Origin of the sequence: Streptococcus mitis (assembly GCF_946190275.1) — a bacterium.
GTDB lineage: Bacteria > Bacillota > Bacilli > Lactobacillales > Streptococcaceae > Streptococcus > Streptococcus mitis_DC.
The window spans coordinates 131,963-148,698 of sequence record NZ_CAMHZQ010000001.1 but is presented as its reverse complement, the minus strand read 5'-3'; the positions used below and the strand labels follow the sequence as shown (position 1 = coordinate 148,698).

The 16,736-nt window shown below is 42.0% G+C and carries 7 protein-coding genes and 1 pseudogene; 3 read left to right on the top strand and 5 right to left on the bottom strand.

What is annotated here, in order from left to right; translation table 11 throughout:
* Position 1: 1 nt before the first annotated feature.
* The gene (locus N8M20_RS00655) at positions 2 to 4,159 is read right to left on the bottom strand and encodes a pullulanase (protein ID WP_261078685.1); all 4,158 of its coding nucleotides are present in this window, start codon (positions 4,157 to 4,159) and stop codon (positions 2 to 4) included.
* Between the two features lie 446 nt (positions 4,160 to 4,605).
* Here N8M20_RS00655 and rpoB point away from each other — a divergent pair, with 446 nt between their 5' ends.
* From rpoB to ndk, 3 genes are all read left to right on the top strand, one after another.
* Entirely contained in the window at positions 4,606 to 8,217 is a 3,612-nt protein-coding gene (gene rpoB, locus N8M20_RS00650) for a DNA-directed RNA polymerase subunit beta (RefSeq protein ID WP_261078684.1), read from the top strand.
* Positions 8,218 to 8,249: 32 nt separating this feature from the next.
* Positions 8,250 to 11,927: a DNA-directed RNA polymerase subunit beta' gene (gene rpoC, locus N8M20_RS00645; RefSeq protein WP_261078683.1), complete on the top strand. Its 3,678-nt coding sequence runs from the start codon at positions 8,250 to 8,252 to the stop codon at positions 11,925 to 11,927.
* A gap of 108 nt (positions 11,928 to 12,035) precedes the next feature.
* On the top strand, positions 12,036 to 12,449 hold the full coding sequence (gene ndk / locus N8M20_RS00640; protein ID WP_261078682.1) for a nucleoside-diphosphate kinase: 414 nt from the start codon (positions 12,036 to 12,038) through the stop codon (positions 12,447 to 12,449).
* A gap of 507 nt (positions 12,450 to 12,956) precedes the next feature.
* On the opposite strand, the gene N8M20_RS10525 is transcribed toward ndk, so the two are convergent.
* The 4 genes and pseudogenes from N8M20_RS10525 to N8M20_RS00620 all read right to left on the bottom strand — a co-directional run.
* Positions 12,957 to 13,235, bottom strand: a complete 279-nt coding sequence (locus tag N8M20_RS10525) for a hypothetical protein (RefSeq protein WP_000712968.1) — start codon at positions 13,233 to 13,235, stop codon at positions 12,957 to 12,959.
* Between the two features lie 140 nt (positions 13,236 to 13,375).
* On the bottom strand, positions 13,376 to 14,008 hold the full coding sequence (locus N8M20_RS00630) for an ABC transporter ATP-binding protein (protein ID WP_061469336.1): 633 nt from the start codon (positions 14,006 to 14,008) through the stop codon (positions 13,376 to 13,378).
* A 1-nt stretch (position 14,009) separates the two neighbouring features.
* Positions 14,010 to 16,025 (bottom strand): bacteriocin-associated integral membrane family protein, encoded by a 2,016-nt coding sequence (locus N8M20_RS00625; RefSeq protein WP_261078681.1) that lies wholly within the window; start codon positions 16,023 to 16,025, stop codon positions 14,010 to 14,012.
* Positions 16,026 to 16,589: 564 nt separating this feature from the next.
* Positions 16,590 to 16,706: pseudogene (locus N8M20_RS00620) on the bottom strand (PhrA family quorum-sensing system peptide); the annotation flags it as partial.
* Positions 16,707 to 16,736: the final 30 nt, after the last annotated feature.

The following is a 16,736-nucleotide window of genomic DNA, read 5'->3' as shown; positions in this document are numbered from 1 at the left end:
ATTAGCTAACCCATTCACCGTTTTCATTGACCAAATAGCCTTCAACCCTTGTATTAACTGCAAGTTTACCTGATGAATCAACATAGTACCATTTGCCAGAAACTTCAAACCATTGATTTTCTTTCATAGCTCCTGATGGATCTAGATAGTACCAAGTATCTCCATCTTTTACCCAACCAGTTGACATAGAGCCGTTACTATTTAGGAAGTACCAAACATTGCCATCTTTTACCCAACCAGTTGACATAGAGCCATCATCTTTTAGATAATACCAAGTATCTCCATCTTTGATCCAACCAGTAGCTAGAGAACCGTCTGCTTTATGGAAATACCAGATGCCATTTTCTTGTTTCCAACTAGCTTTAGTTGTCTGATTTGGAGTTTCCGGTTTCTTATTTGTATAAGCTGGAGTATAGGAAGTGACAATAGTTTGAGTATGCGTAGATGGAAGTGATTGAGTATTATTGTCCTTATGTGGTTGTGAAGCTTGTGAATCAGTTGTAGCTTGGCTAGGTTTATTTTCCGCATCAGCTACTTTTGTATCTGGTTTTGCAGAATCAGGTTTAGTTTGTGGAGCTGGAGTTTGCTGTTCCGGTTTGTCTACTCGGTTTGACATATTGTCTTGGCCGTTATTTTGACCGTGTTCTTGTTTTAAGCTAGAAAGGTCAAATTCTGGTTTTTCTTCCACAGCTGGGGCAACGATGGCACCGCCTTGAGAGACTCGAAGAACAGTAGCTGTAAGGGCATTCAATTTCAAGCCTTTTTCAGTCCACTCAAGTCCTTTCGGGTTGGCAATTCCTACTGGTCCTGCTTGGTTTTCATCTGCCAAAACTTCAGCATTTCTGAGGTGGGCAAAGGCAGTTCCCAAATTAAATTCGCGAGCTTTTTCATCCGCATTGACAAAGACTGCGTAGATATCACCGTTTGGAGCAGTAATTTGGTAGCCAATTACTACATCCTCTTTTTCTACACCATTTTGACCTGGGACAGTGATGAGTTGGACACGGTCTTTGATATCTTGGAGACTCTTAAGTCGGAAGGCGTCTGTAGATTGACGAAGAGCAATCAAACCTTTCATATAGTTACGGCTCTTGACATTTTCAGGATAAGCTTTACCATCTGTAGCCTTAGTCCAGTCAAACTTGTTAATAGCATCACTCGAATCGTAAGAGTCATGGATGAAGTAAGGATAGTCAAATGGATTGCCGTCCTTATCACGCAACAAGTGAGATTTGTTTGGTTGTTTGTCCTCTGCTACTGGAGTCTTGTAGGCTGGGTCACGGAATTGTTTAGTACGTCCATATTCCTGACCAGAGTGGATAAATGGAGTTCCTTGAGCTGTCAAGACCATGAGATTTCCAAGTCGCAAACGACGGTGGATTTCAGCGTAGTTCTCAGCCTTGCTTGGGTCTTTTTTGATAGACTGGGCAATGATGTCAAAGAGAGTCAAGTTATCATGGGCTGCGATGTACTGGATAACATCTCCAGGGCTGTCAGCTTCAAAATTGGTTGGTTGAGCAATGAGATTTTTGAAGATAGTGTTGATATCACGCTTGCCACCTGTGATAAAGGCAGGTTGACCTTCGTTTGGATAACCAGACTTGAGGTTGTTACGTATGTCATCTGAGAAGACAGCGACAGTATCGGTATGTTTCATCCAATCTTGGTCAGCAGCTTTAGTAGGCATGTTTTCATCACCGGCATAGGTTCTCCAACCTTCGCCTAACATGATTAGATTTGGATTGAGGGCGCGTGCAGCCTTGTATGCTTCTTCTATAGAAGCTGCATCGTGGTCTCCCATCATATCAAAGCGGAATCCATCTACTTTGTAGGTATCAACCAGATATTTGATAGAGTCAACTAGAATCCGTTTGGTCATATGGTGGGTTGTCCCCAAACGTCCACCACCAAAGCTAGTGCGAGGTGTCCCATCAGCATCCATAAAGTGGTAGTAGTTTGGTTCTAGGTCTTCAAAGATATCGACTTTGGCTGTATGGTTGTAAACTACGTCCAGGATAGCTCCCATGCCACGTTTGTGGATCTCATTGATGAGGTTTTTAAACTCTGCGATTCGTTTTTCTGGATTTTTAGGATCGCTTGAATACATACCAGTCAATGAGAAGTAGTTTTGAGGGTCATATCCCCAGTTGTAGTTGCTGTTGCTTGAAGCATAGTCAGACAAGCGTTCATGGTTCTTCAACTCATTGACAAAGTAGTAAGACAAGACTGGAAGGAGCTGGATGTGGGTTACACCTAAGTCTTTGAGATAGTCTAGTTTTTCAATAAAGGCTTCAAAGGTACCAAATGGTTTGGTTAAGTCTTTTGCAATGGCAGGATCTGAAGTGAAGTCACGCACATGAGCTTCGTAGATAACGGCATCTTCACGAGTTTTGAAGTTGTGAATCTTACCATAAGTCAAGTCTTGAGGTCCTAGTTTAGCTGGATTTACAAAGGCCGCTTTAGCCACTTTATGGGCATCGTCAATCTTGGCATCGTCACTATTCCAAGCAGCGAGGGACTTAGCGTAAGGATCGAGTGCAAGAACAGTTTTCCCTTGACGCTCGATTTGGTATTGATAATAGTAGCCAGTGAAATCAGTGATTCCGAGTTTGTTTGTGCTATCTAGAGTTTGTTTCCAAGTTCCTCTTTCCCCTTTTTCAAGAGCGACAGTTCCAACTACTTTGTCAGGGTCATTCTTGTCGTAGACAACAACAGAAACCTTATCAGCACTTGGTGACCAAAGGGTTAAATCAACTTGTTTTCCTTCTTCTTTTAAGTCAGCTCCAAGTTTCCCATCATAGCTGTAAGTCTCATCTTTCAGGCGCCAGCTTGTTTTGGTAGTGAATTGGTCGGAATTGTAGCTAACAGTATAGGGATGTTTTGTGTCAGAGAAATCTCCGCTGTAGGTCACTTTCTTACCAGCTTCATCGATTGCAACATCGGTAATAGTTACCTTGTTTCCTAAGTGATTAGTGATGTTGGAGTGTTTGAGGATATCTTCTTTTTTGGCACCGACTAGTGTTGAAAAACTACTTTCAATGCTAGAAGTTCCTACGTGCTGAGCCCCTGTCATGCGGATATCATGGACATAGTATGGATTTGTGTAAATCGTTTCGTCATCATCTTTTAGGAAAATTTGGCTATGATTTTTCAAATCTGTGAACTTATAATCTTCTTTACGGATTTTCACGTCGTCTCCTTGTTTACTCTCATCTAATAGTAAAAAGCCGAATTCTTTGGCGGCGTCCTTAAGAGGAATGTCGATATAGCGGCCATATTTGCCTGTAGCTGTAAAGTCTGTTCCGTCAGGCCATTGAGCGCTACTTGGATTTTTTACATCTCCCCAGTACCAAAGAGATTTCTTGTCATAGTTGCCGTCAGTGCGGTAGTAGTTGACGCGAACAGTTCCTGCAGGTTGTGGCTCGTAAGAGAAAACCTTGTAATCTTGGTCTAACCAAGCCTCGTTCATTTTTGGAACTAGTTTTTCTGCAGATTTATCGCCGGTTAGATTTTTTCCAGCTGTATTGTTGATGAGGAAGCTAATTTTCTTGGCTTGTTCTCCCTTTAATTTGACATCTAGGTAGTAGCCGTAGTCGTCTTTTTTGGCATCCTTAAAGGACAGGGCTCCGTTTGGCCAATTTTCAGAAGGTTTTTCAACATCGTCCCAAGTCCATAGTCCTTGAGCATCCTTGTTTTCTTCAGGAAGCTTTTTGACGTGGATACGGAAATAGTTGTTTTCGATGGGCTCTTCTGCCTTAGTTTCAGTTGCTACTGGACTAGTAGAAGTAGTTGGTTCACTTGAACGATCTTGCCCAGTTTGTGGTGCTGAATCGGCTGGGCTTGCAACAGGAGTGGTTGGCTCTGTTGCAGGTTTTTCTTCTTTTTTCTCTAGGGAAGCGTTTGCATTGTCAGGTGAAGAAAAATCGCTTTCGTTCTTGCCAGCGATGTTTGTTGCATCAGTAAGAGGTTGGGCAAGGGCAGTAGTAGTTTCACTATTACTTGCGTTAGTGGTTGGTGTACTTTCGTTGGCTGAGATAGTTGGCGTAGCCATAGCAAGTAGGACAAGGCTTGCTCCAATAAGGACAGAACCAGTTCCATTTTTGAGGGAACGGATGCTGTAGACCATTTTTTTCTCAGTTTGAGCTGGTGTTTTTCTCATAATGATTCTCCAATCAATAAATTTCTATATCAGTATAGCATGTAGTAAAACAATATGCAAGCGTTTTCTTGAAATTGAAATAAAAGAAAAATCGCAACAGGTTTTGCTACGATTTAGCCAGTATTTCTTATAGGAAAAGATTTTGTCAAAAAATCGTTAATCCCCTTGAAAAATCTAGCTAAATAGGGTATAATATGAGTAATCATTTGTCGTAGGTTTTGTCTGAAATATTGTCCAGACAAGGCTCACAGCAGTTAAATCTTCTGAAAAAGTCAGATTTAGCTGCTCTTTTTGTGCTTTTTTTCAGGATTTTGAGTATTTGTAACAAAGACTTAAAGATTCTGAAAATTCGTCAAGAGGACACGGTGATAGGGGTTTTACAACCATATGACGATTAGAAAGCCTGATTGACAAGGCTTGGAACTTATTTACAAAGGAGAATCATCTTGGCAGGACATGACGTTCAATACGGGAAACATCGTACCCGTCGTAGTTTTTCAAGAATCAAAGAAGTTCTTGACTTACCAAATTTGATTGAAATTCAAACTGATTCATTCAAAGCTTTCCTAGACCACGGTCTTAAGGAAGTATTTGAAGATGTATTGCCAATTTCAAACTTTACGGACACAATGGAGTTGGAATTTGTTGGATATGAAATCAAGGAACCAAAATACACGCTAGAAGAAGCTCGTATTCACGATGCTAGCTACTCAGCACCAATTTTTGTAACCTTCCGCTTGATCAATAAAGAAACAGGCGAAATCAAAACTCAAGAAGTTTTCTTTGGTGATTTCCCAATCATGACAGAAATGGGTACTTTCATCATCAATGGTGGTGAACGTATCATCGTATCTCAGTTGGTCCGCTCACCAGGTGTTTACTTTAACGATAAAGTTGATAAAAACGGTAAAGTGGGCTATGGTTCAACTGTTATCCCTAACCGTGGAGCTTGGTTGGAACTTGAAAGCGACTCAAAAGACATCGCCTACACTCGTATCGACCGTACTCGTAAGATTCCATTTACAACCTTGGTTCGTGCGCTTGGTTTCTCAGGTGATGATGAAATCTTTGATATCTTTGGTGATAGTGAATTGGTTCGCAACACTGTTGAAAAAGATATCCACAAGAACCCAATGGACTCTCGTACCGACGAAGCTTTGAAAGAAATTTACGAACGTCTTCGTCCAGGTGAGCCTAAGACTGCTGAAAGCTCACGTAGCTTGCTTGTAGCTCGTTTCTTTGACCCACGTCGTTATGACTTGGCAGCTGTCGGTCGTTACAAAATCAATAAAAAACTCAATGTTAAAACACGCTTGCTTAACCAAACTATTGCAGAGCCATTGGTAGACCCTGAAACTGGAGAAATCTTGGTAGAAGCTGGTACAATTATGACTCGTAGCGTGATTGAAAGCATTGAAAGCCATTTGGATGGTGATTTGAACAAGATTGTTTACATTCCAAATGATGCAGCCGTTGTGACTGAGCCAGTTGTTCTTCAAAAATTCAAGGTTGTTGCACCAACTGATCCAGACCGTGTTGTAACTATCATTGGTAATGCCAATCCAGATGACAAGGTTCGTATCGTCACTCCTGCAGATATCCTTGCTGAGATGAGCTACTTCCTCAACTTGGCTGAAGGACTTGGCCGTGTAGATGATATCGACCACCTTGGGAACCGTCGTATCCGTGCAGTTGGTGAATTACTTGCCAACCAAGTACGCCTTGGACTTTCTCGTATGGAACGTAATGTCCGTGAACGTATGTCTGTTCAAGATAACGAAGTCTTGACACCACAACAAATTATCAATATTCGTCCTGTAACAGCTGCGGTTAAAGAATTCTTTGGTTCATCACAGTTGTCACAGTTCATGGACCAACACAACCCGCTTTCTGAGTTGTCTCACAAACGCCGTTTGTCAGCCTTAGGACCTGGTGGTTTGACACGTGACCGTGCTGGATATGAAGTACGTGACGTGCACTACACTCACTATGGTCGTATGTGTCCAATCGAGACACCTGAAGGACCTAACATCGGTTTGATCAATAACTTGTCATCTTACGGGCACTTGAACAAGTATGGTTTTGTTCAAACACCATACCGTAAGGTTGACCGTGAAACAGGCGTTGTTACGAACGAAATCGTTTGGTTGACAGCCGATGAAGAAGATGAATTTACTGTAGCACAGGCTAATTCTCGTCTGAATGAAGATGGAACATTTGCTGAGAAAGTTGTCATGGGACGTCACCAAGGGGTCAACCAAGAGTATCCAGCTAATGTTGTTGACTATATGGACGTATCACCAAAACAGGTAGTTGCCGTTGCGACAGCATGTATTCCTTTCTTGGAAAACGATGACTCCAACCGTGCCCTCATGGGAGCCAACATGCAACGTCAGGCTGTGCCATTGATCAATCCTCAGGCACCTTACGTTGGTACTGGTATGGAATACCAAGCAGCCCACGACTCTGGAGCGGCTGTGATTGCTCAGTATGATGGTAAAGTTACTTACGCAGATGCTGACAAGGTAGAAGTTCGTCGTGAAGATGGTTCATTGGACGTTTACCACATCCAAAAATTCCGTCGCTCAAACTCAGGTACTGCCTACAACCAACGCACTCTCGTAAAAGTTGGCGATGTCGTTGAAAAAGGCGATTTCATCGCTGACGGACCTTCTATGGAAAATGGAGAAATGGCGCTTGGACAAAACCCAATCGTTGCCTACATGACTTGGGAAGGTTACAACTTCGAGGATGCTGTTATCATGAGTGAACGCTTGGTCAAAGACGATGTCTATACGTCTGTCCACCTTGAAGAATACGAATCAGAAACACGCGATACAAAGCTTGGGCCTGAAGAAATCACTCGCGAAATTCCAAACGTTGGTGAAGATGCCCTTAAAGACCTTGACGAAATGGGTATTATCCGTATCGGTGCTGAGGTTAAAGAAGGTGATATCCTTGTAGGTAAAGTAACACCTAAGGGTGAGAAAGACCTTTCAGCTGAAGAACGTCTCTTGCACGCTATCTTCGGAGATAAATCTCGTGAAGTGCGTGATACTTCTCTTCGTGTACCACACGGTGCCGATGGTGTCGTTCGTGATGTTAAGATCTTTACACGTGCAAATGGAGATGAATTGCAATCAGGTGTTAATATGCTGGTTCGCGTCTACATCGCTCAAAAACGTAAGATCAAGGTCGGAGATAAGATGGCCGGACGTCACGGAAACAAAGGGGTTGTCTCTCGTATCGTTCCTGTAGAAGACATGCCTTACCTTCCAGATGGAACTCCAGTCGATATCATGTTGAACCCACTTGGGGTGCCATCACGTATGAATATCGGTCAGGTTATGGAGCTCCACCTTGGTATGGCGGCTCGTACTCTTGGTATTCACATTGCAACACCAGTCTTTGACGGAGCAAGTTCTGAAGACCTTTGGTCAACTGTTAAAGAAGCTGGTATGGATAGCGATGCCAAAACAATCCTTTACGATGGACGTACTGGGGAACCGTTTGATAACCGTGTTTCTGTCGGAGTCATGTACATGATCAAACTCCACCACATGGTTGACGATAAATTGCACGCGCGTTCAGTCGGACCTTACTCAACTGTTACCCAACAACCACTCGGAGGTAAAGCTCAGTTTGGTGGACAACGTTTCGGTGAGATGGAGGTTTGGGCTCTTGAAGCCTACGGTGCATCAAATGTCCTACAAGAAATCTTGACTTACAAGTCTGACGATATTAACGGACGTTTGAAAGCTTATGAAGCTATTACAAAAGGAAAACCAATTCCAAAACCAGGTGTTCCAGAATCCTTCCGAGTTCTTGTCAAAGAATTGCAATCTCTTGGTCTTGACATGCGTGTCCTTGACGAAGATGACCAAGAAGTGGAACTTCGCGACTTGGATGAAGGAATGGACGAAGATGTCATCCACGTAGATGACCTTGAAAAAGCCCGCGAAAAAGCGGCCCAAGAGGCTAAAGCAGCCTTTGAAGCTGAAGAAGCTGAAAAAGCAACAAAAGCGGAAGCAACAGAAGAAGCTGCTGAAGAAGAATAAGCAGTTCACTTAGAATAGAAAGGGAAGAAATAGTGGTTGATGTAAATCGTTTTAAAAGTATGCAAATCACCCTAGCTTCTCCAAGCAAAGTCCGTTCATGGTCTTATGGAGAAGTCAAAAAACCTGAAACAATCAATTACCGTACCTTGAAACCAGAACGTGAAGGTCTCTTTGATGAAGTTATCTTTGGACCTACAAAAGACTGGGAATGTGCTTGTGGTAAGTACAAACGCATTCGTTACAGAGGAATTGTTTGTGACCGTTGTGGGGTTGAAGTAACGCGTACAAAAGTTCGTCGTGAGCGTATGGGGCACATTGAGTTGAAAGCTCCTGTATCTCACATCTGGTACTTCAAGGGGATTCCAAGCCGTATGGGCTTGACCCTTGATATGAGCCCTCGTGCCCTCGAGGAAGTTATCTACTTTGCGGCTTATGTCGTGATTGATCCAAAGGATACACCACTTGAGCACAAGTCTATCATGACAGAACGCGAATACCGTGAGCGCTTGCGTGAGTATGGTTATGGATCATTCGTTGCCAAAATGGGTGCCGAAGCCATCCAAGACCTCTTGAAACAGGTAGATCTTGAAAAAGAAATTGCTGAACTCAAAGAAGAGTTGAAAACAGCTACTGGACAAAAACGTGTCAAAGCCATCCGTCGTTTGGATGTTTTGGATGCCTTTTACAAGTCTGGAAACAAACCTGAATGGATGATTCTCAACATCCTTCCAGTTATTCCACCAGATCTTCGTCCAATGTTGCAGTTGGATGGTGGCCGTTTTGCCTCATCTGACTTGAATGACCTTTACCGCCGTGTTATCAACCGTAACAACCGTTTGGCTCGTTTGCTCGAGTTGAATGCACCAGGTATTATCGTTCAAAATGAGAAGCGTATGCTTCAAGAAGCGGTTGACGCTTTGATTGACAATGGTCGTCGTGGTCGTCCAATCACAGGACCAGGTAGCCGTCCTCTTAAATCATTGAGCCACATGCTTAAAGGGAAACAAGGACGCTTCCGTCAAAACTTGCTCGGTAAACGTGTTGACTTCTCAGGACGTTCCGTTATCGCTGTTGGTCCAACTCTTAAAATGTACCAATGTGGTGTGCCACGTGAAATGGCAATCGAGCTCTTTAAACCATTCGTTATGCGTGAAATCGTTGCGCGTGATATCGTACAAAACGTCAAAGCAGCTAAACGCTTGGTGGAACGCGGAGATGAGCGTATCTGGGATATCCTTGAAGAAGTGATCAAAGAACACCCAGTACTTCTTAACCGCGCACCGACCCTTCACCGTTTGGGTATCCAAGCCTTCGAGCCAGTCTTGATTGATGGTAAGGCCCTTCGCTTGCACCCGCTTGTCTGTGAAGCCTACAATGCCGACTTTGACGGGGACCAAATGGCCATCCACGTACCGCTTTCAGAAGAAGCTCAAGCAGAAGCTCGTATCTTGATGCTCGCTGCTGAGCACATCTTGAACCCGAAAGATGGTAAACCAGTTGTTACTCCATCACAGGACATGGTTTTGGGTAACTACTACTTGACTATGGAAGAAGCTGGTCGTGAAGGTGAAGGAATGGTCTTCAAAGACCGTGACGAAGCGGTTATGGCTTACCGTAATGGTTATGTTCACCTTCACTCACGTGTTGGTATCGCAACAGACAGCCTCAACAAGCCTTGGACAGAAGAGCAAAAACACAAGGTCTTGCTTACAACAGTTGGTAAAATCCTTTTCAACGACATCATGCCAGAGGGTCTACCATACTTGCAAGAACCAAACAATGCCAACTTGACAGAAGGCGTTCCAGCTAAATACTTCTTGCCACTTGGTGGAGATATCAAGGAAGCAATCAGCAAACTTGAACTCAACCCTCCATTCAAGAAGAAAAACCTTGGAAATATCATCGCTGAAATCTTCAAACGTTTCCGTACGACAGAAACTTCTGCCCTACTTGACCGTATGAAGAACCTCGGTTACCACCACTCAACTCTTGCAGGGTTGACAGTGGGTATTGCCGATATCCCAGTCGTTGATGACAAGGCTGAAATCATTGAAGAATCACACAAACGTGTAGAACAAATCACAAAACAATTCCGTCGTGGTATGATCACAGACGACGAGCGTTACAATGCTGTTACAGCTGAATGGCGTGCTGCCCGTGAAAAATTGGAGAAACGCTTGATTGCCAACCAAGATCCTAAGAACCCAATCGTTATGATGATGGACTCTGGAGCCCGTGGTAACATCTCAAACTTCTCACAGCTTGCCGGTATGCGTGGTCTGATGGCTGCTCCGAATGGACGTATCATGGAATTGCCAATCCTTTCAAACTTCCGTGAAGGTTTGTCAGTACTCGAAATGTTCTTCTCAACTCACGGTGCCCGTAAAGGTATGACCGATACGGCCCTTAAGACAGCCGACTCAGGTTACTTGACTCGTCGTTTGGTTGACGTTGCCCAAGACGTTATCATCCGTGAGGATGACTGTGGAACAGACCGTGGTCTCTTGATCCGCTCTATCGCAGAAGGAAAAGAGATGATCGAGTCTCTCGAGGAGCGTCTCAACGGTCGTTATACTAAGAAAACTGTTAAACATCCTGAAACTGGTGCAGTAATCATTGGTCCAAATGAGTTGATTACAGAAGACAAGGCGCGTGAAATTGTCAATGCTGGTGTGGAAGAAGTGACTATCCGCTCTGTATTTACATGTAATACTCGTCATGGTGTTTGCCGTCACTGTTACGGTATCAACTTGGCGACTGGTGATGCGGTTGAAGTTGGTGAAGCAGTAGGTACAATCGCTGCCCAATCTATCGGGGAACCTGGTACACAGCTTACAATGCGTACCTTCCACACGGGTGGGGTTGCCTCAAATACCGATATCACTCAGGGTCTTCCTCGTGTCCAAGAAATCTTTGAAGCCCGCAATCCTAAAGGGGAAGCGGTTATCACAGAGGTTAAAGGACAAGTTACCGCTATCGAAGAAGATGCATCAACTCGTACTAAGAAAGTCTTTGTTAAGGGTGAAACTGGCGAAGGTGAATATGTCGTTCCATTTACAGCTCGTATGCGTGTTGAAGTTGGAGACCAAGTAGCGCGTGGTGCTGCTCTTACAGAAGGTTCTATCCAACCAAAACGTCTCCTTGCAGTTCGTGATGTCTTGTCAGTTGAAACTTACCTTCTCGGTGAAGTACAAAAAGTTTACCGTAGTCAAGGGGTAGAAATCGGTGACAAACACATCGAGGTAATGGTTCGTCAAATGATCCGTAAAGTCCGTGTCATGGATCCAGGAGATACAGACCTTCTCATGGGTACCCTCATGGATATCAACGACTTTACAGATGCCAACAAAGATGTCCTTATCGCAGGTGGTGTTCCAGCGACAGGTCGCCCAGTCCTTATGGGAATTACCAAAGCCTCACTTGAAACAAACAGTTTCTTGTCAGCGGCTTCCTTCCAGGAAACAACTCGTGTCCTTACTGACGCGGCTATCCGTGGTAAGAAAGACCATCTCCTTGGACTTAAAGAAAATGTTATCATCGGTAAGATCATCCCAGCAGGTACTGGTATGGCTCGTTACCGTAACCTTGAACCACATGCTGTCAACGAAGAAGAATATCTTAATCCTCCAGTAGAGGAAGAAGGAAATGAAGAAATAACAGAAGTAGTTGTGGATACTGCCGTTGAAACTGTGGAAGAAACAGTAGAATAAGAGAGAATGAGAGAGCCTTCGGGTTCTCTTTCTCTTTTCTGAAAACTTTCTCCATTTTTCCATGAAATGTGGTAAAATAAAAGAAAGAAGCTGACAAAGGAGACGGGGATGGAACAAACATTTTTTATCATTAAACCAGATGGTGTAAAAAGAGGACTAGTAGGTGAGGTGTTGAAACGCATCGAACAACGTGGATTTACAATCGAAAAATTGGAGTTGCGTACAAAGGTTTCAGAAGAGTTAATTGATCAGCACTATCAGGACTTGGTTGGTCAGAGTTTTTACCCACCGATTCGTGAATTTATGACTTCAGGACCAATCCTTGTAGGCATCATTTCTGGTCCCAAAGTAATCGAAACTTGGCGGACCATGATGGGAGCAACTCGTCCAGAAGAAGCTTTACCAGGAACGATTCGAGGTGATTTTGCAAAAGCTGCTAGTGAAAACCAAGCTATTCAAAATGTTGTACATGGTTCAGATTCAGAAGAGTCAGCTAAGCGAGAAATTGCTCTTTGGTTTTAAGAGTGGATTGGTTCAATCAATTGGTTAAAAGCTCATTTGAATAGAAAGTACAGTCAATTAGTTTAAGACATGACGCATGATATCAAACTTTTTAGTTTTTGATATGGTGCGTTTTTTGATTAAGTGACTATTAGTTCGTCTCGCTCCGTTAGGTGCGAGACAAAAAAACACCCACTATGTGGGTGCGCGTCGAAGGTTATACCAAAAAACTCCAAACGCGATACAATAAAGGTATTCAAGCCAATTGTAAAGCGAAAGGAGAAAAATATGGCACAAAAGGTTCTTTTGTCCTGTTCTTGTTTCAATTGATTATATTTCTATACTTTTTCTTCCTTTCTCTGTGAAAATCGCAAGTTTTTCCCACCTTTTCTCAATACTGAAACAACATCTTTCCAGAACTTCAATAATTTCTTTTTGTGTTAAATCATTATTTAACTAAATCTTTGGAGGCAATACGTTTTCAAAGCTACTTTTTTACCATAGGTTTTGAGCTTTCAACACAGATTACTAAGCCAAAAATGCTCTAAATTTTTGAAATTCTAACAAATTCCACTCAACTTTATCATCATCTTTGACTTTCACAATATCTTCCTCAAAATAACATGGAATAAAGATAGTTTTCTTTTGAAACGGTTGTAGGAGGAAAATCTCTCCTACACTGTTATTGATTCTGAGAGAAAATTGCAAAATATCATCTACCAAACTTTCAATTATTAAGATTTTTTGCAGTTTATCTGAATTAGAATCGCAAGGCTTCTCAATAATATAATTGTCGAATTTTTTCATTCTAACTTCCTCTCCACTATTCCTTCCTTTATCAAGAAAAAGTTACCTCAATATTAATAAAGTACAATTCTAAATTAACTCCAATTATTGATTCATGATAATATTTCAGTAACTCATCGTGCAATTAAAAACAAGGATTTTTATTTCAGACGATCCATCGTGAACACTTCATCAGCCATCTCCCAAATTGCCGGATTATGTGTTGCGATAATGATTAGCCTATTATCATCTCGAAGAGATAGCAAAATCTCCATAATCAACTGAGAGGTTGCTGGGTCTATTGAAGCTGTTGGCTCATCTGCCAGAATAAATGGTGGATTCTTTAAGATAACTTTTGCCAAGGCAACCCGTTGCGATTCTCCGCCCGATAACTCAAAGATGCGCTTATCTAGGTTAAGATAAGCCAGGCCGACCTGTTCTAAAGCCTGCTTCTGCCTCAACCGCTGTTCCGACCGACTCAACTTTTGACCAATGAGACCTAGCTTAAGGTTTTCTTCAATACTTTGGTTTTCAATTAAGCCAAAGTTCTGGAAGAGGTAGCCCAATTCGTGACGGAAAAAATCACTCGATTTATAATTGGCCAAGTCTTTACCTCGGTAAAAAATCGTCCCATCATAAGATTCTAATTTCCCAATCATGTTCATCAAGGTTGTTTTTCCGCTACCACTTGAACCAATTAAGGCATAGACTTTTCCAGCCTCAAATGTCATGGAAAGATTCGAAAATAACTCTCGTTCTCCAAAAGATTTACTCACCTGTTTAAGTTCAATCATATTAACCTCCCTTCAAAACAAGCATGGACATCTTGTTTTCTTTCTGCATTTGGACATGTAACTGTAAAAGAGATAGACCAGTAAAGAGTAACGAGACTAAGAAAGCAACTACTATCTCTACCATAAGAAATACACTCGCAATAAATCCCAGTAAAAACACACCCAGTTGAGCAAAGAGATAAGTGCGATGGATTTCTAAGAACCTGAGACCTGCAATGCGTTTGATAAAAATGGCACGTCTAAATTCTTCAAAGTAGAGCCTATTCATAGTGTTAAACAACAAGATTGAAGTTGCAATCCCAAGCACAGCTCCTGCTAGCATTACCCAACGTTCCCTCTGGATATTATCCAATAATGTGATGTAGTTGTGGTAACCTGTTTGCATTTCTGAGACCCAATTTTCAATGCCTTGTCTCTGGATAAGCTCCTGGGCATCAGACAATTGATTAAAGAGAACGTAGTTCTGTACTGCGTCTACCCAAAACAAAATGGACTGTGGACCAGTTGATTGGGGTGTTATAACAATGATGATTGGATCTTTCAAAAACTGCTGGTAAGAAATAGGGGTCGTATTATACACAAAACGATCCTGACCTGATTCCAAATAACCTACCGTAGCAGTCATTTGCTGTCGTTCATCTTGACTAGACATGCGACTGGTTAAGTCGTCTTCAAAAACAGATTTATAATGTTCTTCCTCTGAACGGAGGTGTTCAGGCAGCAATAAGACAAACTCCCCTACATCAAGGTGATTCATCTTTTGCTCAATAGTTGTATCTACAGGAATGTTTTGACGCTCCAAGTATTGCGGTGTGACGATAAGGACATTGCCATTTGGGCTGTAATCGTGCCATTCTGTAGAGGTTGTCAAGTTTTTGGAGGAAGCCATGCCATTTTGCAAAGAACGGTCAATTAACTGGTGTCTAGATAAGAAAGCCTTTTGTTCTGAAACAGCCAGATCCATCAATTGATACCAAGTTCTGAGTTTCCTTTGAGCTTGTTCATCAAAACCAGGACTCGTTCCTTCACGGCTGAATGATAGGGTAATCAGTTGCCTTTCCTGGCTCCAAGCCTCTTGTCCAATCCGATGCTGTTGCCAGGCTTGGGAATACTTTAAGCTACTCCCTATTCCCAGCGTTACAATAATAATCGCTAATAGTTGACCGATTAAAATCAAACTAATGATTCCTCTGACAGGCACTTGCCCTTTTATAATCTGCATCAGGTGTATCTTTTTTATCCCAACTGCGAAGAGTTGAGCGAAAAACAGGGAGATCGACAACAAGATGAGATTATAACTGAGCAAGCCTGCTCCTATGGTCATTAGGGATTGCGTTGGAAGCGACAGAATTTTTTGCATAAGAATGGCGAGCACGCCAGCTAAACTGAAACCAACAGCTATCCCTTTCAAATCCTCACCAACTGGTCTAAGGAAAATGGACCACCGTTTCTCTCCTGAAATGAGGCGAATGCCCGACGACCGTAATTGGCTAATTTGACTAATTAAAGTCAGTGCTCCAAAGGTTAAGATGAAAATCAATAAACTGATTAACTGAAATCCGTTACTAAAGATAGCCATTAACGTAGATAGTTTAGATGGAATTGTCAGGTGCATGTTAGTCAAGCCAAGTTGACTTAGCTCCTCTCTTAGCAAGTGAATATCTAGGTTTCCATCGAATACAAAATAGTTTGTTTCAACACTACTACTTTGAGCATCTTCTAGATTTTTTTCCTGTAGCCCATCAGGCAACTTTCCGTTCCCAAAGGTCGTATAAGAAAACACTGGAGTACCTTCTGAGTTAGGATCCTGGTGTTGAATCGCAATAAAGCTATCCGTTTCTTCTGCTAGTTTTTCCAAGCGTGTAGCAACATGCTGAAAAGTTGTTTCAGGGGAAGAATCATGTACAACAACGTTGGGGTAATAATGGGAGACATATGTATCAGTCCAAATGGTAAATATCCAAACAAAGAACAAACTAGCAAGCAGGTTGGATATGAGTATAAATAATTTTTTCATAGTGCATTCCTTATTCTAAAACAGAAGGCAGAAATACCCCTGCCCTCTATAAACTAACAAGCTTACTAAACTATTGATAAAAGAATCTTCTTCAATTATTCTTTACCATCCCGCATCAAATGTAATTTGCTCCCCAATTATTTGGATCACGATAGCCTCCATAGGTCCACTCGCCACCACGGTGAGAAGCTACCAAAACAGGAAGAGCCAAACTAAATGCCAAAACGGCAAGGGATGATGCAACTACATATTTTAATTAGAAATCTCAGTCTGAATTATAGTATCCTATTTTTTCCTCCTTTCTAACTGCACGTTCCTTTCTACAGGCAGAGACCTAATTTTATAAACTAATCTTAAATACTTTAGATTTTGTAACTCATAATTTTCAACAGTTGGTTAGCTATGAAAGCATTTTATCAAACATCTCCATTCTTATATCTATCTGGTATTGTTACAAGCTCTCATAAGAATACCTTTCTCTAAATAGTTGAATTTTAAAGTAATACGACATCAATCAGCCTTCCCAACATCAAGACCATTGGACTTCTTTTGTGATTGCACTCAAATCTCCAATTGTTTATTCTTCTGAATAAACTGTTGGTAAGGAATTGTATTACTAAACGTAAAAACCCCTAGTAATGCTAATATAGCTAATTTTTGAATTCCACAATTTTTCTTCATTCGTGAAACCCTTTTCTTTTTCATTATCCT